The organism is Bradyrhizobium sp. LTSP849, assembly GCF_000938255.1.
Taxonomy (GTDB): Bacteria; Pseudomonadota; Alphaproteobacteria; order Rhizobiales; family Xanthobacteraceae; genus Bradyrhizobium.
In genome coordinates, this window is record NZ_JYMR01000018.1 from 318912 (window position 1) to 336076 (window position 17165).

The window sequence follows — 17165 nt, forward strand, 5'->3', positions numbered from 1 at the left end:
AAGCGGTTTTCCGAAAGGATCATGCTCAAACAATAGAATCGGCGCCACCGTAGTGGGTTTTGGCCGTCGGTTGAATCGGAAAGCTTGGGCCCAGATCTGTAAAAAACATAGTCGGCAAAAAAGAAGGCCGCCCGGAGGCGGCCTTCGCAACATTGCATTGGAACGAATGGCTTAGAAGCCGCCCATGCCGCCGCCGCCCGGGGCGGGCGCGGCTTCCTTCTTCGGCGATTCGGCGACCATCGCCTCGGTGGTGACCAGCAGGCCTGCGATCGAGGCGGCGTCCTGGAGCGCGGTGCGCACCACCTTGGCGGGGTCGATGATGCCCTTCTCGACCATGTCGACATAGTCCTCGTTCTGGGCGTCGAAGCCGAAGGTCTCGGACTTGTTCTCCAGGATCTTGCCGACCACGATCGAGCCCTCGACGCCGGCATTCTCCGAGATCTGGCGGATCGGAGCTTCCAGCGCCTTCAGCACGATGTTGATGCCGGCCTGGACGTCGGCATTGGCGTTGGTGAGACGACCGACCGCCTTCTTGGCGCGCAGCAGGGCGACGCCGCCGCCGGGGACGATGCCTTCCTGCACCGCGGCGCGGGTGGCGTTGAGCGCGTCCTCGACGCGGTCCTTTTTCTCCTTGACCTCGATCTCGGTCGCGCCGCCGACGCGGATCACCGCGACGCCGCCTGCGAGCTTGGCAAGACGCTCCTGGAGCTTCTCGCGGTCGTAGTCCGAGGTGGTCTCCTCGATCTGCGCCTTGATCTGGCCGACGCGCGCCTCGATGTCAGGCTTCTTGCCGCCGCCCTTGACGATCGTGGTGTTCTCCTTGTCGATCACGACCTTGCCCGCGCGTCCCAGCATCTTCACCGTGACGTTCTCGAGCTTGATACCGAGCTCTTCCGAGATCAGCTGGCCGCCGGTCAGGATCGCGAGATCCTCCAGCATGGCCTTGCGGCGATCGCCGAAGCCCGGCGCCTTGACGGCCGCGACCTTGAGGCCGCCACGGAGGCGGTTGACGACCAGGGTGGCCAGCGCCTCGCCCTCGACGTCCTCGGCGATGATGACGAGCGGCTTGCCCGACTGCACCACGGCTTCCAGCACCGGCAGCATGGCCTGAAGGCCGGACAGCTTCTTCTCGTGCAGGAGGATGTAGGCGTCCTCGAGTTCGGCGGTCATCTTCTCGGCGTTGGTGACGAAGTAGGGCGACAGATAGCCGCGGTCGAACTTCATGCCCTCGACGATGTCGACTTCGGTGACGAGCGACTTGTTCTCTTCGACGGTGATGACACCCTCGTTGCCGACCTTCTGCATCGCCTGCGCGATCATCTTGCCGATGGCGGTATCGCCGTTGGCCGAGATGGTGCCGACCTGGGCGACCTCGGAGGAGGCCGCGACCGGCTTGGCGCGCTTCTCGATGTCCTTGATGACGGCCGCAACCGCGATGTCGATGCCGCGCTTGAGATCCATCGGGTTCATGCCGGCGGCAACCGACTTGGCGCCTTCGCGCACGATGGCCTGGGCCAGCACGGTCGCGGTGGTGGTGCCGTCGCCGGCGAGGTCGTTGGTCTTGGAGGCGACCTCACGCACCATCTGTGCGCCCATGTTCTCGAACTTGTCCTCGAGCTCGATCTCCTTGGCGACGGTGACGCCGTCCTTGGTGATGCGGGGCGCGCCGAACGACTTCTCGATGAGGACGTTGCGGCCCTTCGGGCCGAGCGTCACCTTGACGGCGTTGGCGAGAATGTCGACGCCGCGCAGCATGCGATCGCGCGCGTCTCCGGAAAACTTGACGTCCTTGGCAGCCATGTTCTGCAGTCCCTGTTATTCGCGATGGATCTTGTTTCGTGATGTGTCTTGTGTGTTCGTCGCATCAATTCCGGGACCCGCTAGGGCGAGCCCGGCGGAATGATGGATGCCCGGACCTGATGATCCGGGCATGGCATTCAGCGGCCGTTCAGGCGTCTGGCCTTAGGCCATCACGCCCATGATGTCCGACTCTTTCATGATCAGAAGATCTTCGTTGTCGATCTTGACCTCGGTGCCCGACCATTTGCCGAACAGCACGCGGTCGCCGACCTTGAGGTCGATCGGGATCAGCTTGCCCGCCTCGTCGCGGCCGCCGGGGCCAACGGCGACGATTTCGCCCTGGGACGGCTTTTCCTTGGCGGTGTCGGGAATGATGATGCCGCCCTTGGTCTTTGCTTCGGCATCGATACGTTTGACCACGACACGGTCATGCAGCGGACGAAATTTGGACTTAGCCATGACGTTTCCCTTTGGAGGCTCGGTTTTCCGAAAGCAGCGGAGGTGGGTGAGGGCAGCGCTGCCATCCATCCTCTTGCCGAGGATCGAACAGCGCGCTTAGCAATCGGTCTTCCCGAGTGCTAATAGTGCGCCCGGGAATATGGCTTGGCTGCGATCCTGTCAAGCAAAGGTGGTTAAGCGATTGGTGAGGCGGATATAGGATGATGGCATTGGAAACTCGTTCGGGGCGCAGGCGTATATTAGGACGTCATTGCTCCGCCAGCGGTTTTGCGCTTGGCTGCGGGAGGGGTGCGGCCGTGGTCTTGCTCGGGGGAATGCTATGATCAGTTCAGCTCACGCACGGACGGTTGCCAATCTGGCGGCGGCCTCTTGCCTGGCGCTGCTGCTTGGCGCCTGCGGCGGCGGCTTGAGCCTGCCGTCTTTTTCGTCATCCTCGCCGCCGCCCGCGGCCGAGCCCGGCGTCGGGCCGGAAATGCCGGCGTCGATCCGCGCCGACGAGATCGTCGGCCGCTGGGGGCTCGCCTCTTTCCAGAACCCGGCCGACCGTGCCCGTACCGAGGCGGCGGCCCGGGCCCAGTGCAAGAATCCTTACGTGATCGGCGCCGGGACCTCCGGCGGCGTGGTCATGCATCTGGCCGACCAGGCAACACCGCAGGAATTGCGGCTGAAGGGCTCGCCCGGCGGCAAGAACTATATCGGCCCGTCCGGCCCGACGCCCGGCGAGCAGGACCGCGAGATCGTCTCCTTCGACGGCCGCGTCATGATCACCCGCTTCGTCGACAAGGACGCCGCCACCCGCTACGGCAACATGGTCTACGTCCGCTGCGCGCCAAGGGCGTGATCGGGGTACCCGTCTAACCACTCGTCATTGCGAGGAGCGAAGCGACGAAGCAATGACGAACAACAAAAAACGCCGGCTCTCGCCGGCGTTTTGCTTTTTCGTTTGTCGCGTCCGGTCAGTCGAACAGCGCGTCGATGTCGTCCTGCGAGGCGTGGCCGACGTCGCCGGCGAGCTTCGGGCCGTTGAGAAGCTTGTCGTCGTCGCTGCGGGTGTCGACCTGCGCCGGCACGTGCGACTTGATCGCGTCGACGCCGCCCCAGATGTCCATCATCGCATTGATGTGCTGCTCGATGAATTTCATCGTGCCCATGACCTTGCTGATGCGCTGGCCGGTCAGGTCCTGGAAGTTGCAGGCCTCGAAGATCGAGATGACGCGTTCCTGGATGTCGTCGGCCAGGCGCTTCTGCTGATCGGCCGACTGGACCTTGGACATCGCACTGGCCGCCTGGTCGATCGATTCAGCAGCTTCGAGGATCTGCTGGGTCGCCTGCTCGGTGCCGCCGACCACGGCGCCGAGCTCGCCATTGACCTTGGCCATTTCGCCGCCGTCAAAGCTCTTGCCGTGCAGCGTCGCGATCTCGCGCTTGGTACGATCGATGGCGTCATGGATGAGGTCGAGCTCGACCTTCAGCTTCTCGCACTGCTCGATCTGAGCCCGGTAGGTCTCAAGCATGGTGCGCGCGTCGGTAAGCTCCTGGGCCGTGGAGGCGTCGATCGCCGCCATGGCCGCGCTGCCGGACAAGGGCGCAGGCGTAATGCCCTTCGCCATCTGTGCGCGGATCGCACGCAGCTCCGCCATGATCTCGCTATGCATCGGCGCTGCCTCCTCAATCATTTCGGGGCTGGGCATCTCGCCGACAATAGCCTCCTCGACACGAAAACGTTTGCGGTGAATAGCCATTAGGAACTCCCCCCACCTCACTCACGCGTCTTTTTAGGCAGAAGCGATTTAACACGGAGTTCACGGCCGGAACTGTTGTGCGGCCGCGCGCGACGCGGTCAAAACCGGCGGTTAACCATGCAATTGCGGTGTTCACCGAAAATAAACGCTGATCGCCAAATTGCCCCTCGCTTGGCGAAATGGTGAATCGAAACGCCGCCTCCGTTTACCAAACAAAACGCCTTTTGCTCTTTATTGACCACGTCGCGAGCGCTGATCAGCAAGCCGCGTTCGACGGCGAATGTAACTAGACGAAACAGTACAGAGTACGTCGATGTTCAAGAAAATGTCTGTCGCGCTGCTTGGCAGCGCTTGCACCTTCATTGCCGGCGCAACCAGCGCCAGCGCCTTCGATAATACGGTGCCGAACGATCCGCCCGCGGTGCTCTATCAGCCGCAGGTGCCGCCGGCGCCGGTGCGTGTCGCCTCCAATGCGAACATGGGCGGCGGCTTCATCGAGTTCCTGTTCGGCGATGGGCCCGGCCGCGGCCCGGCCTATGCTCCGCAGCAGCCGATGTACCAGCAGCAGCCGGGTTATAATGATCCGCGCCGCCTGCCGCCGATGGGCGAGCCGCAGATGCAGGGTGCCGGCCTTCAGCAGGAGGCCGTCGACCCGCGGCAGCGCCAGTTCGATCCGAAATTCGAGAAACAACTTGTTGACTATAGCGGCAAGGAAAGTGCCGGCACGATCGTGGTCGATTCCTCGAACAAGTTTCTCTATCTCGTCGAGGGTAGCGGCCGGGCGATGCGTTATGGCATCGGCGTCGGACGCGAGGGCTTCACCTGGTCCGGCGTGAAGTCGATCACGGCCAAGCGCGAATGGCCGGATTGGACGCCGCCGGCGGAAATGATCGCACGCCGTCCCGACCTGCCGCGGCACATGGAAGGCGGCCCGGAAAATCCGCTCGGCGCGCGCGCGATGTATCTGGGCTCCACGCTCTACCGCATCCACGGCTCCAACGAGCCCTGGACCATCGGCACCAACGTCTCCTCCGGCTGCATCCGCATGCGCAACGAGGACGTCATCGACCTCTACGGCCGCGTCAATGTCGGCACCAAGGTCGTGGTGATGTGAGCGGCTGATGCTCGAAATGAAAACGGCCGCCTCAAGGGCGGCCGTTTTTGTTTGATGGAGCAGCCTTACACGGAATCGCTGCCGCCGTCGTCATTGCCGAAATCGCTGTTGTCGGCCATGTCCACGTTGTCGTCGTAGTTCTGGTGATCGTCGTTCTGATCGTTGTTGTCCCGATCGTTCGACGCCTGATCGGTGAAGCCCTGACGCTGATCACTGCTGCGGTTTGAGCCGATGTCGTTGAGACCGGCGTCGCGCGCGAGGGAGCCGCCGGACTGGTCGCTACCGCTCCACGGGCTGCGGTCGCCCGAGGCGTTGGTATCGCCAAAGGCCTGCTGGTGCGATCCGCCCATCATGCCGCGAATGCTCGACAGCAGCAGCGAGCCGCCGACGACGCCGGCTGCCGCCGCCGCTGCCGTGCCGAGGAACGAGCCGCCGCTACCGCCGATCGGCGGGGCGCCGTAACCTTGCCCTGGTCCTTGTCCAGGTCCTTGGCCGTAAGCCTGTCCGTAAGGCGGCTGGCCGTAACCCGGCTGCGCCTGCTGCATCGCCTGGCCGCTGTTCCAGACCGGCCGCGAGTCACGCGGCGGCACGTTCGGAACCGAGCCGCGCGACGGGCTTCCGCCGAACAGCGTGTCGCGCATGGTGTCCAGGAAACCGCCGGACTGGGCCTGCTCGGGCGCGTGGGCTGCTTCCAGCTCCTGGATGCGGGCATGGGCGCGCTTCAGCGCTTCGTCCTGCAACAGCACGGTTTGCGTCAGCGCATAGACCGCGCCGGGCGCCTTGCGCAGGCCGTCCGAGATCGCGGCGATCGCGTCGGGATCGCGCGGTGCATTCTCGAGTTTCGAAAGCCGGTCGAAAAGCTCGTCAACGAGTTGGCGTTCCTGCGGCGTCATGATCTGTCTCCCTCGCGCGAAACAAGCGCGAGGCAGATGTAGGGTTCCATTGTGGCCCCAACAGTGCCAGCCGGATTAAATTTCGGTATGCGACAAGCTGCCTCGATGGGCCAGCTTTCGCCGGTTTCATCCCAGTGTCACGTTGCTGGCCGCGAGCAGGTCAGCGAATGCGTCGCTCTTGAGATAGGCATGCTCGCGTTCGCGCACGTCCGTCATCGGGTCGAGGCCGGTAAGGACGTCGTCGACGAAGCCGGGATGGCACATCACGAGGCCGCCCTCGGGGAGGCTTTGCAGGAACTGCCGCATCAGTTCGCCGAAATCGGCGGCCCGGGTGAAGTCATAGGCGCCGGCAAAACCGGGATTGAAGCTGAGGCCCGCATCACCGGCGCGACGGCGGAATTGGCTGCTCAGGATGTCGAGCACCAGCGCCTTCGGCGAGGCCAGCCGCTGCGCCAGCGGCAGGTCGCGGCCGCCCTGGCGCACCCAGGCATTTGGCGCGGCTTCGCTGACCGCATCGACAAAGCCGTCGCGCACCTGCGGAAACAGCTGCACATGCTGGTGACCGTCGACGAAGTCGGGCGCGCGGCCGAAGGCTTCCGCGAAGGCCGCCAATTGCGCCTTCACTTCATTGCGAAAGAACTCGCGGTCGAGACGCAGCGCAAGGCCCGCGCGCAGGAGCTTTGGGAAGGCGAAGAACATGTCGCCGTCGAGCGGACGGAAATGCATGGTGAGCGGCCGGAATGGCGCCGACAGCGTCACATGCAATCCGATCGCGCAACGCGGGCTCATCTTCGCGGCGGCCTGGAGCGCGTCGACCTCGCCGCGCTCGATCGCGGGGCCCACCATCATCACCGAGGTGGCGTTGAGGCGGCCGCGCTCGATCAGGTCGCGGATGGCGCGGTTGACGCCGGGGCTGATGCCGTAATCGTCGGCGCAGAGCCAGATCCGCCGCGGCGTCGCCGCCGCGCTCATTCGGCCGCCGTCCGGCTCGACGCGTCGTCAGCTTTGCCGGCCTCGAAATGCTTTTCGCTGTGCTCGGCGACAAAGTAGATCGGGCGCGCTTTCAGCTCGGAGAGGATCTTGCCGATATATTCGCCGACGATGCCGATCATGATGAGCTGCACGCCGCCGATCGTCATCAGGCCGATCACGAGCGAAGGATAGCCGGGCACCTGCTTGCCGGTGGTCCAGACTTCCCACAGGATCGAGAGGCCGAACAGGAAGGCGCCGCCGGCGAGGATCACGCCGAGCAGGCTGGCAAAGCGCAGTGGCGCCACCGAGAACGAGGTCAGGCCCTCGATCGACAGGCCGAGCAGACGCGCGGCGCTGAAGGTCGTCACGCCATGGAGGCGCGCCGCGGGCTCGTAGTCGACGCGGATCTGGCGGAAGCCGATCCAGCTCGCCAGGCCCTTGAAGAAACGGTTGCGCTCCGGCAGCTGCTTGAGTGCTGCGGCCGCGCGCGGCGACAGCAGACGGAAGTCGCCGGCGTCTTCCGGGATCTTCTGGCGCGCGCCCCAATTGATCAGTGCGTAGAAGCCGTGCACCGCGAGCCGCCGCAGGAAGGGCTCGTTGTCGCGATGCGCCTTGGCGGTATAGACGACGTCATAACCGTCCTCGATCCAGTGCCGCACCAGCTGCTCGATGAGATCAGGCGGATGCTGGCCGTCGCCGTCCATGAACATCACGGCGCCGAGGCGGGCATGGTCGAGGCCGGCCATCAGCGCCGCCTCCTTGCCGAAATTGCGCGAGAGCGAGACGACCTGGATGTCGACCGTATCGGCCGGCAGGCTGCGTGCGATCGACAGCGTCGCGTCCGCACTGCCGTCGTCGACATAGACGACCTCGCAAGGCAAGCGGTAGCGTTGCCGCAAGGTCTTTGCGAGATCGCAGATGCGCTGGTGCAGGGAGACCAGGCCGGCCGCCTCGTTGTAGACGGGGACGACAATCGACAGTCCCTTCGCCGCGGCGCCGGCCGCGGTGGTGGTCAGGCCGGAAACGTCAGAGCCCAGCGTCATCGATCGAGGTTCCAGAGAGGCGTTCACGTCTTCTCGCAAGTCGTCTCAACAGCATATGGTAGCTGCCGCTTGCTGTCGCCATGCTGAACGAACCTGAGGCTCACTGCCGCAGGAACGCTTCGAGCTTGGCGAACAGCGGGTTCTCCCGGTCGAACACGTAGTCGAGCGAGACCACCGAGACGCTCTCGGCGCCATGCTCGCGCAGGAAGCTCGCGAGCGCATAGAGCTGCCCCGGTGGGCAATGCAGCGTGAGCATGCCTGACGAGGTCGGCCCGCCAAACGGGGTCTCGACGCCGAAGCGGCTGTGGGCCTCAGTGAGCAGGGCCGCGTCGCACTGCCGGAAGCGGGTGCGGACCTCGCGGTATTTGTTGGCCCGCGCCCGTGCCGCGATGTGATCGAGGATGACGCGCGCGGTCTCGCGCGCCTCCGGTGTCCAGTCGGCGTCTCTCGAAGCAACGAGATTGGCCTGGCTGCGCAGGATCACGCCGTCGTCGAGCACCCGCAAGCCATTGGCGGCGAGCGTTGTGCCGGTCGTGGTGATGTCGACGATCATCTCGGCGGCGCCAGCCGCGGGCGCGCCTTCGGTCGCGCCGGTGCTTTCGACGATGCGGTAGTCGACGATGCCGTGGCTCTGGAAGAAGGCCCGGGTGAGGTTGATGAACTTGGTCGCGACGCGCATCCGCATGTGATGCTGCTCGCGAAAACCGGTGGTGACGTCGTCAAGGTCGGCCATGGTGCGGACGTCGATCCAGGCCTGCGGCACCGCGACGACGACGTCTGCGTTGCCGAAGCCGAGTTCCTCGATCAGGGACACACGCTTGTCGGCGTCCGCGATGTTCTCGCGCACCAGGTCCTCCCCGGTGACGCCGAGATGCGCGAAGCCGCGGGCCAATTGAGAAGCGATCTCGCTCGCCGAGAGATAGGCGACCTCGACATTGTCGAGACCCGCGATCGTGCCGCGATAGTCGCGGGCGCCGCCGGCCTTCGACAGCTTGAGCCCCGCACGGGCGAAGAAGGCCTCGGCGTTTTCCTGAAGGCGGCCCTTGGAGGGAACGGCCAGAACGAATGGCGCGCTCATGCTGAAGCTCCCACCTTGCGGCCGATCCTGGTCAGCGCGTCGACCCAGACCGAGAACCCGACGGCAGCAATCGGCTCCGCCGATCCGAGCTGGGTCATCAGCCCGTCATAGCGGCCGCCGGCGACCAGCGGCTCGGTGCCGTTGCCCCTGTGATGCAGTTCGAATTCGAAGCCGGTGTAGTAGTCGAGCCCGCGCCCGAACGCGGTCGAAAAGCGCGTCCCCTTCACGTCGATGCCGCGCGCGGCCATGAAGCCGACCCGGCTTTCGAACTGATCGATCGCAGCCGCGAGGTCGAGCTTTGCATCGGCCGTGAGCGCGCGCAGCTCGGCGATCGCATCGTCCGGATTGCCCGATATCGAGAGGAAGCGCTTGAGCACGGCGATCGCCTCGCGCGGCAGCGCACCGCCCTTCAGCGTCGACTGTTCGAGGAAGCGGTCGGCGATCTCGGCCGTGGTGCGGCCGCCGACATTGGTGGTGCCGGCGATCGACATCAAATCGGTGACGAAGGCCAGCGCCGCCTTGCGGTCGGAGCCGGCGAGCGCCGCCAGCACGCCCTCATATTCGCTGCGCGTGGTGACCGTCGCCTGCGCAAGCCGCTCGAGATCCTGCTCCAGGCTGATCTTGCGGTTGAAATCCTTGACCAGGCGGCGGCGCCAGACCGGATAGAGGTCGAGCGCATCGAGCAGCGCATTGAACAGCGCCACATCGCCGGTCCGGATCTCGACGTCGCGGACGCCGAAGGCGGCGGTCGCTTCCAGCGCCAGCGCCAGCATCTCGGCATCCGCGGCGGCGCGGTCCTGGCGGCCGAACGACTCGATGCCGGCCTGCAAGAACTCGCTGGCCTGGCCGCTGCGGTATCGGAACACCGGGCCGAGATAGCTGAACCCTGCCGGCTGGCCGGCGCGGCCGGAGGCGAGATAATCGCGCGCCACGGGGATCGTCAGGTCCGGGCGCAGGCAGAGCTCCTCGCCGGACAGGTCCGTCGTCAAATACAGGCTCTTGCGGATGTCCTCGCCGGAGAGGTCCAGGAATGGCTCGGCCGGTTGCAGGATGGCGGGCTCGGCCCTGACATAACCGGCCTGCGCGAACGACAGCAGCAGCGTATCCGCCCAGGCGGCGGAGCCGGCAGCATTTGAGGTGGCAGTCGCGGTCATCTCGGGATCCATCGTCCCGGTGGAACCGGGCAGGGCAAGGGAAGGCAATTGGCGCAGCCCTTAGCATGGCCGGAAACCGGTTTCGACCTCCAAAGGATCAATCGCTTAATGGGCAGCTGCCCTGCCTTGGCCCCGACTTGAACGATGGATTGCGGTGTGGCTACGCCGATCGGCTCTGGAGAGATTGGGAATCGTACCAAGCCGGCGGCTGCAGGAGGCAGCAAAAAGCGCAGATGCGTTGGGAAGGCAATTAGCGGCTGATCTCGTCCTGAGCCGTCAGGAAAGCAGCAGTATCACCCAACTGATCGGCGCTCAGTTCACCGAATACCTTGTGAAAATCCTCAAAGCCCAAGATTTTCTCGCCGACCGAGGAGACGTCGGACAGGAGCCGATTAAGCTCTTCGAGGTATCGCGCGCGGGAGATGCGGCGCTCCGTCAGCATGCCACCGAGTTCGCCAACCCGGCCTTGCAGAAGAGCTTGCATGTCAGCCAAGGCCGTCAATGTTGCGTCATCGACGGTGTGACCAAGACCCGCCTGGACCAGCGCAGACAACTCCAGGCGCATATCGGAAGAATCATCGTTCGAAAGGGGCTGGCTCATGGAGCGACTGATCCCGTTTGAAAGCCCCGAACTAGAACTCGCGGACTCCGAACTCGCTCCAACCACGGCCGTCTGGCAAAGCAGTCTCCGGTCCGGCCATCGCCTCGACGTTGGAACCCACTGATAATTGCGCCCAAACTTGCCGTAGACAAGGTGAGACGCCCTGACCTGCGTGTGAGCTGTGATGGGTATTTCAATACCTGCGGCTGATAAGATCCGGTTTGCGATCTGATGGCAGACGCCGGTGCGCATGTAGTAGATACCGGCGTCATCACCGCCCTCGATGCACCGAGCGAACGCTGCGCTGCCAGCGGCATTGCACACCATTGACCCGCCGATTGGCCACCCATGGCACCCCCAAGCGTCGCCAGCCGAGCTGAGGACGTAGGTGTGGAAAATCTGCGTCGTGACCCGAAAGACCCCGTATCCCTCAAGAATATCGCTCGCGGTGGATGCCACTGGACTATTCCGAAGCAAACATTACGCCACGCGGGGCTAAGAATTGATTGAAAAACAATCTTCGGTGGAACCGTGGCTGATTTGCCCCGTGAGCACAATAGAGCCACCGGGATTTTAGACCGAACCATGATCTCGCAGGCTGAAATGCAGCAATCTAACCGCCGCCCCAATCGCCCAGCACCGCCTGCACCAGCGCCAGCGCCGCGACCGCGGCCGTGTCGGCCCGCAGGATCCGAGGGCCCAGCGCCAGCCGCAGGATTTTGGGCTGTCGCAGCAGCAGCGCCCGTTCCTCTTCGGCAAAGCCGCCTTCGGGGCCGATCAAGACGTCGATGCCAACTCTGCCTTGGTCAAGCCCAGCGTCGCGTACGTTTTGCAGGCTCTGAATGGGGTTTTCGACCTCCGCCGCCTCGTCGCAGAAAATGAGTAGTCGGTCGGTGGCGCGTTGGCTGAGGAAGCGCTCGAGCGGCACCGGCTCGGCGACTGCAGCCAGGCTCAGGATGCCGCATTGTTCAGCCGCCTCGATCACATTGGCGCGCATGCGCTCGGTGTTGACGCGGGACGCCTGCGTGAAGCGAGTCTGGACCGGTTGCAGGATGGCGGCGCCCATCTCGACTGCCTTCTGCACCGTGTAGTCGAGCCGGGCATGCTTGAGCGGGGCGAAGACGTAAGCTAGGTCGGGCAGCCGGTCCTGGGGGCGGGCCTGCTGGAGGATGATCAGATTGTCGGGTCGCTTGCGGCCTTCGATCGCGGCCTGCCATTCGCCGTCGCGGCCGTTGAAGGCCAGGATCGGGGCGCCGGCGGAAAGCCGGAGCACATTGCCGAGATAATTGCTCTGGTCGCGGTCGAGCGGGACCCTGGCGTCCTGGGCGAGGGGGGCATCGACAAACAGGCGGGGAGCGCGAAAATCGTGGGAGGGCATCGATCAAAAGTCCGTTTTGCCGCAGTTCTTAACCGAAATCAGCCATTTCGGGGGTAAATATTGCCGAATTGGTGCGTCGGCGCGCCGCGCTCTTGCCCTATTCGACGGGTTGTTAAGCGCCGACGGGAATCGTAAAATCGCGAGCGCGCCGGTTGCGCTTCAATTGGGAAGACGCCGAACCCCGTAAGCTCCCGCCGGAGAGACTATCTTGATGATCCGTCGTTTGATGGTTCCGATCACTGCCGCCATGGTCACCATGAGCGCTGCGGGAGCCTATGCCCAAGGGTTCCCCGCGCCGCTGCCGGGCCAGGCCGCACCCGATTCCGCGTTTCCGCCCGTGAACGGCTCGGCGCCGGTCGCCTCCGTTGGCGGCGCGCCGCAAGCCTCGTTCCCGGTCAACGGCGCCGCACCCGTCGGTGGCGCGCCCGTTGGGGGCGGCTTCAGCGCGGCACCGCCGACGCAGGGCGGTCCGGGCGAGGACTGCATGAAGGCATTCGTTCCGCTCCGCGAGGAAGCCGAGAAGCGCGGCAAGCTGATCAAGGCCGCGAGTGATCGCCATGCTCCGCCGGACGAGGCCTGCAAGCTGATCGGCAATTTCAGCCAGGCTGAATCCAAGATGATCAAGTACGTCGAATCCCACGCCGCCAAATGCGGGATTCCGCCGCAGATCGGCGATCAAATGAAGAACGGCCACAAGAACACCGAGGCCATGCAGAAGAAGGTCTGCATGGTCGCGCAGCAGATGCAGAACCAGCCGCGCGGTCCGGCCGGGCCGTCGCTAAGCGAGGTGCTGGGTTCGGGCTCGGCGCCGGAAGCCAATGCCGGCAAGAAGGGCGGCAGCACCTTCGACACGCTCAACGGCAACATCCTGACCCGATGAGCGATACATCCGCCCGCGTTGCCGATTCCACCGGCAACTGGGTCGATACGCTCGCGCCGCAATGGGCGCGGCCTTATCTACGATTGTCCCGCTTCGATCGTCCGATCGGTTCCTGGCTTCTGCTGATGCCGTGCTGGTGGTCGGCGGCGCTCGCTGCCGCCACGGCGCATGATGTCAGCCGGCTGCCGCTCACCATCATCCTGTTCTTCATCGGCGCCTTCGTGATGCGCGGGGCGGGCTGCGCCTGGAACGACATCACCGACCGCGACCTCGACGCCAAGGTCGAGCGCACGCGCTCGCGGCCGCTGCCGTCGGGGCAGCTCAGCACAAAGCAGGCGCTGGCCTTCATGATCGCGCAGGCGCTGATCGGGCTCGTAGCGCTCCTGCAATTCAACCGCTTCGCGATTGCGACCGGCATCGCCTCGCTTCTGATCGTCGCGATCTATCCCTTCATGAAGCGCGTCACCTGGTGGCCGCAGGTCTTCCTGGGCCTTGCCTTCTCCTGGGGCGCGCTGATGGGATTTGCCGTCACCTTCGGCCGCATCGATGTCACGGCGCTGGTGCTTTATGCCGGCGCGATCTCCTGGGTGATCGGCTATGACACGATCTACGCGCATCAGGACACCGAGGACGACGCGCTGATCGGCGTCAAATCCACCGCGCGCCTGTTCGGCGCGCATACGCATCGGGCGCTGATCCTGTTCTATGGGCTCGCGGTGATGCTGATCGGCGTCGCGCTCGCGTCGGGTGATGCACGCTGGCCGGCATGGTTCGGGCTTGCGGCCTTCGCCGTGCATCTGGCTTGGCAGATCAAGCGGCTCAGGATCGACGATCCCGCGCTATGCCTGCGCGTGTTCAAGTCGAACCGGGATGCGGGCTTGCTTCTGTTTGCAGGATTGTTGGCGGACGCGGTGATGCGGGCGGCTTGAGGCAAACTTGTAGGGTGGGCAAAGGCGCCCTTGCGCCGTGCCCACCATTTATCCACGATTGCGAGAGAAGAGGTGGGCACGCTTTCGCTTTGCCCACCCTACGGCATCGTGATTGCCGCTCAATTCCGCGCGATGATCTCGCGTTCTTCGCGGTGAACCGGCAGCTCACGCGCCATGGCGGTGCGACGGCGCATCAGGAATTTCGGACGGCGGGTGCGGATCGCGTTGCTGCGGCGACGGCGGGCTGCGGGCTTGCGGGCGCCTTCGTCCAGTTGCGGCAGCGCAAAGATCTCGCTCCAGATCGCCCAGGCTTCCGTGAGCTCATCGCCTTCGGTGCTGACGAGCAGCGGAACCGAGAGCGAGGGATCGCGATGGACCAGGACGAGGGTCTGCGCTTCGTCATTGCCGCGCAGCGCGACGCCGGTGAAGTCGCTGACGCGGACATTGATCGCCATCCGCATGCCGCGGACGGCACGGCGCAGCACGACGCGTTCGCGATGAAGCTCGATCTGCCTTGTGTATCCGTCGGCGCGCGGATCATGCGCATCGAAGCGGACCGGAAGGGAAAGGGGGTCGAGCCGCAGACTGCGGCTCGACCCGGTGGGGTTGGCCCCACATGTTGCTGTTTGACGCCTCACGGCTTTAGTTCTCCCCGCCAGGATTATGTTCCCGGTCGATGCGAGGACCTTAGCGCGCCGGTTTCGGAAACCGCTTAAAAAGGCTGGTTAATCCAACCTCACCGCCACTCATGATTGACAAGACCTTGGCGCGCATGATTGACGAGACGTTGCGCAAGCTTCGCGAATCTGAGCTTTTTGCAGACCGAAAACGCTTGAAGTCCGTGCCAATTGGGCACATCTGGTGTTGAGGGCCGGTCTCGCCCCGAAACCTCCCGCCGCAACAGGATTTCGTTTGTGAACCCTTCACCAAGCTCGACGCTTTCGCCTAAAGCCAATCGCGACCTGTTCGATCAGTCCGCGCTGTCCGATCTCGCACAGCGCCTGGTGGAGGCGGCGAAGCGCGCCGGTGCGGATGCGGCCGATGCGGTCGCGGTGCGCGGCATCTCGCAGGGCGTCGAGGTGCGCGACGGCCGCGTCGAGGAATCCGAGCGGTCCGAGGGCGACGATGTCGGCCTGCGCGTGCTGGTTGGCCGCCGCCAGGCGGTGGTCTCGACCAATGACGCCAGCGGCGATGCCGTGACCAAGCTTGCCGAGCGTGCGGTGGCGATGGCGCGCGTTGCGCCAGACGATAAATATGTTGGCCTCGCAGATCCCGCGCTGCTCGCGCGCGATTTTCCCGATCTCGATCTGCTCGATCCCGACGTGCCCGCGACCTCCGAGCTCGAGCGCCGCGCGCTCGAAGCCGAAGCCGCAGCGCTTGCCGTGAAGGGCGTGACCAAATCTGGTGGCGCGTCGGCCTCCGCCGGCATGGGCGGCATGGTGCTGGTGACCAGCACCGGCTTCCACGGATCTTACTTGCGCTCGAGCCAGGGCATCTCGGCGACCGCGATCGTCGGCGAGGGCACCGGCATGGAGCGCGACTACGATTTCACCTCCGCCCCGCATGGCGCCGATCTGTTGTCGCCGGAGATCGTCGGCCGCTCCGCCGGCGAGCGCACCGTGGCGCGCTTCAATCCGCGCAAGGTCGAGACCTGCAAGGTGCCGGTCGTGTTCGATCCGCGCGTAGCGGGCTCGCTGGTCGGCCATGTCGTCGGCGCCATCAACGGTGCCTCGATTGCGCGCAAGACCAGCTTCCTCAAGGACAAGCTCGGCCAGCAGCTGTTCGCCAAGAACATCCGCATCATCGACGATCCCCTGCGCAAGCGTGGCCTGCGCTCGCAGACCTTTGACGCCGAAGGCGTTGCGGTGAAGAAGATCGCGCTGATCGACGAGGGCGTGCTGACGACCTGGTTGCTCGATTGCGCGACCGCCCGCGAGCTCGGCCTCACCACCACCGGCCACGCCCATCGCGGCGTGTCGTCCTCGCCCTCGCCCGGGCCGTACAATCTGCATCTCGAACCCGGCACGCCGACGCCGACCGAGCTGATCGCCGACATCAAGCAGGGATTTTACATCACCGATCTGATCGGCTCCGGCGTCAACGGCGTCACCGGCGATTACAGCCGCGGCGCCTCCGGCTTCTGGATCGAGAACGGCGAGCTCACCTATCCCGTCAGCGAGGTCACGATCGCCGGCCATCTGTTCGAGATCTTCAAATCGATGCAGCCGGCCAACAATCTCGAATTCCGCTACGGCATCAATGCGCCGACGGTGCGCATCGAGGGTTTGACGCTTGGCGGACGCTGACGCGAACGAAACCATCCTGACGCGTGACGCAACGCTGCTGCAGGACACGGTGCGGGACGCAGGTGCGCTTGCGCTGTCGATGTTCCGCACCGAGCTGAAGAAATGGACCAAAGGCGGGTCCTCGCCGGTCTCGGAAGCCGACATCGCCGTCAACGACCTGCTCGAAGCGCGCCTGCGCGGCGCCACGCCGGACTATGGCTGGCTGTCGGAGGAGAGCGCCGACGATTCCACGCGGCTGTCGCGGCGGCTGACATGGATCGTCGATCCCATCGACGGCACCCGCAATTATCTGGGCGGCCATGACGAATGGTGCGTGAGCGTGGCGCTGGTCGAGGATGCCTCGCCGGTGCTGGCCGCGGTGTTCGCGCCGACCAGCGACGAGTTCTTCTTCGCGGCCCGCGGCCAGGGCACGATGCTCAACGGCAAACAGGTCACGGCGACGACCGGCTCAGCGCTCGATTTCTCCCGGATCGCCGGCCCGAAGCCGATGGTCGAGCGGCTCAACACCTTAGGCGGCGACATCAAGCTGCATCCGCGAATCGGTTCGCTTGCGCTGCGGCTCTGCCGGGTCGCCCATGGCGGGCTGGATGCGGCTTTTGCGGGCGGCAACAGTCATGATTGGGACCTTGCGGCGGCCGATTTGATCGTGCAGGAAGCGGATGGTAGGATGAGCGACCTCTCCGGAGACCCCATCCTCTACAATCGCCGGGAAGTCACGCACGGGGTGCTGGTGGCAGCGGGGCGCGATCGTCATGCGAGCATTGTCGCGCATTTTCGAAATCGTCCCTTGCCCTGAGCGCGTCCGCTGTGCTTGTC

At 64.9% G+C, this 17165-nt stretch carries 17 protein-coding genes; 6 read left to right on the forward strand and 11 right to left on the reverse strand.

Going from position 1 to position 17165, the window contains the following annotated elements; genetic code table 11:
- Positions 1-171 precede the first annotated feature (171 nt).
- Entirely contained in the window at positions 172-1800 is a 1629-nt protein-coding gene (gene groL / locus UB31_RS14995) for a chaperonin GroEL (RefSeq protein ID WP_045011370.1), read from the reverse strand.
- Between the two features lie 162 nt (positions 1801-1962).
- Positions 1963-2259, reverse strand: a complete 297-nt coding sequence (locus UB31_RS15000; protein WP_045003881.1) for a co-chaperone GroES — start codon at positions 2257-2259, stop codon at positions 1963-1965.
- 319 nt (positions 2260-2578) lie between these two features.
- Between UB31_RS15000 and UB31_RS15005 the strand changes: the two genes are divergently transcribed.
- Positions 2579-3100 carry a hypothetical protein gene (locus UB31_RS15005; protein ID WP_045003879.1) on the forward strand — a complete coding sequence of 174 codons (522 nt, stop codon included), beginning with the start codon at positions 2579-2581 and terminating at the stop codon, positions 3098-3100.
- 115 nt (positions 3101-3215) lie between these two features.
- Here UB31_RS15005 and UB31_RS15010 read toward each other — a convergent pair whose 3' ends face one another.
- A complete protein-coding gene (locus UB31_RS15010) occupies positions 3216-4001 on the reverse strand; it encodes a protein phosphatase CheZ (RefSeq protein ID WP_045003878.1) in 786 nt (261 codons plus the stop codon).
- 313 nt (positions 4002-4314) lie between these two features.
- Between UB31_RS15010 and UB31_RS15015 the strand changes: the two genes are divergently transcribed.
- Positions 4315-5115, forward strand: coding sequence for a L,D-transpeptidase (locus UB31_RS15015; protein WP_045003877.1), 801 nt, complete (start codon positions 4315-4317; stop codon positions 5113-5115).
- Between the two features lie 65 nt (positions 5116-5180).
- On the opposite strand, the gene UB31_RS15020 is transcribed toward UB31_RS15015, so the two are convergent.
- The 7 genes from UB31_RS15020 to UB31_RS15050 all read right to left on the reverse strand — a co-directional run bounded on the left by UB31_RS15020 (position 5181) and on the right by UB31_RS15050 (position 12234).
- A complete protein-coding gene (locus tag UB31_RS15020; protein WP_045011371.1) occupies positions 5181-6008 on the reverse strand; it encodes a DUF2076 domain-containing protein in 828 nt (275 codons plus the stop codon).
- A 126-nt stretch (positions 6009-6134) separates the two neighbouring features.
- Positions 6135-6980, reverse strand: coding sequence for a ChbG/HpnK family deacetylase (locus UB31_RS15025; protein ID WP_045011372.1), 846 nt, complete (start codon positions 6978-6980; stop codon positions 6135-6137).
- Entirely contained in the window at positions 6977-8023 is a 1047-nt protein-coding gene (locus tag UB31_RS15030; RefSeq protein WP_045011373.1) for a glycosyltransferase family 2 protein, read from the reverse strand. Before UB31_RS15030 ends, UB31_RS15025 begins: the two co-directional genes overlap by 4 nt.
- Positions 8024-8123: 100 nt before the next feature.
- Positions 8124-9101 carry an ATP phosphoribosyltransferase gene (gene hisG / locus UB31_RS15035; protein WP_045011374.1) on the reverse strand — a complete coding sequence of 326 codons (978 nt, stop codon included), beginning with the start codon at positions 9099-9101 and terminating at the stop codon, positions 8124-8126.
- Positions 9098-10255: an ATP phosphoribosyltransferase regulatory subunit gene (locus UB31_RS15040; RefSeq protein ID WP_045011442.1), complete on the reverse strand. Its 1158-nt coding sequence runs from the start codon at positions 10253-10255 to the stop codon at positions 9098-9100. The genes hisG and UB31_RS15040 overlap by 4 nt, the downstream gene beginning before the upstream one ends.
- 250 nt (positions 10256-10505) lie before the next feature.
- Complete coding sequence (locus UB31_RS41450) at positions 10506-10856, reverse strand: hypothetical protein (protein WP_156175346.1); 351 nt, start codon at positions 10854-10856, stop codon at positions 10506-10508.
- 613 nt (positions 10857-11469) lie between these two features.
- Entirely contained in the window at positions 11470-12234 is a 765-nt protein-coding gene (locus UB31_RS15050; protein WP_045011376.1) for a 16S rRNA (uracil(1498)-N(3))-methyltransferase, read from the reverse strand.
- Between the two features lie 211 nt (positions 12235-12445).
- Between UB31_RS15050 and UB31_RS15055 the strand changes: the two genes are divergently transcribed.
- Both UB31_RS15055 and ubiA read left to right on the forward strand, forming a co-directional pair.
- Positions 12446-13114 carry a hypothetical protein gene (locus UB31_RS15055; protein WP_045011377.1) on the forward strand — a complete coding sequence of 223 codons (669 nt, stop codon included), beginning with the start codon at positions 12446-12448 and terminating at the stop codon, positions 13112-13114.
- Positions 13111-14043, forward strand: a complete 933-nt coding sequence (gene ubiA / locus UB31_RS15060) for a 4-hydroxybenzoate octaprenyltransferase (RefSeq protein WP_045011378.1) — start codon at positions 13111-13113, stop codon at positions 14041-14043. Before UB31_RS15055 ends, ubiA begins: the two co-directional genes overlap by 4 nt.
- Positions 14044-14162: 119 nt before the next feature.
- Here ubiA and UB31_RS15065 read toward each other — a convergent pair whose 3' ends face one another.
- A complete protein-coding gene (locus UB31_RS15065) occupies positions 14163-14681 on the reverse strand; it encodes a DUF6101 family protein (RefSeq protein ID WP_045011379.1) in 519 nt (172 codons plus the stop codon).
- A 276-nt stretch (positions 14682-14957) separates the two neighbouring features.
- On the opposite strand from UB31_RS15065, the gene UB31_RS15070 reads away from it, so the two are divergent.
- Both UB31_RS15070 and UB31_RS15075 read left to right on the forward strand, forming a co-directional pair.
- Positions 14958-16349: a TldD/PmbA family protein gene (locus UB31_RS15070; RefSeq protein WP_045003863.1), complete on the forward strand. Its 1392-nt coding sequence runs from the start codon at positions 14958-14960 to the stop codon at positions 16347-16349.
- Positions 16336-17145, forward strand: coding sequence for an inositol monophosphatase family protein (locus UB31_RS15075; protein WP_045011380.1), 810 nt, complete (start codon positions 16336-16338; stop codon positions 17143-17145). Before UB31_RS15070 ends, UB31_RS15075 begins: the two co-directional genes overlap by 14 nt.
- Positions 17146-17165: the final 20 nt, after the last annotated feature.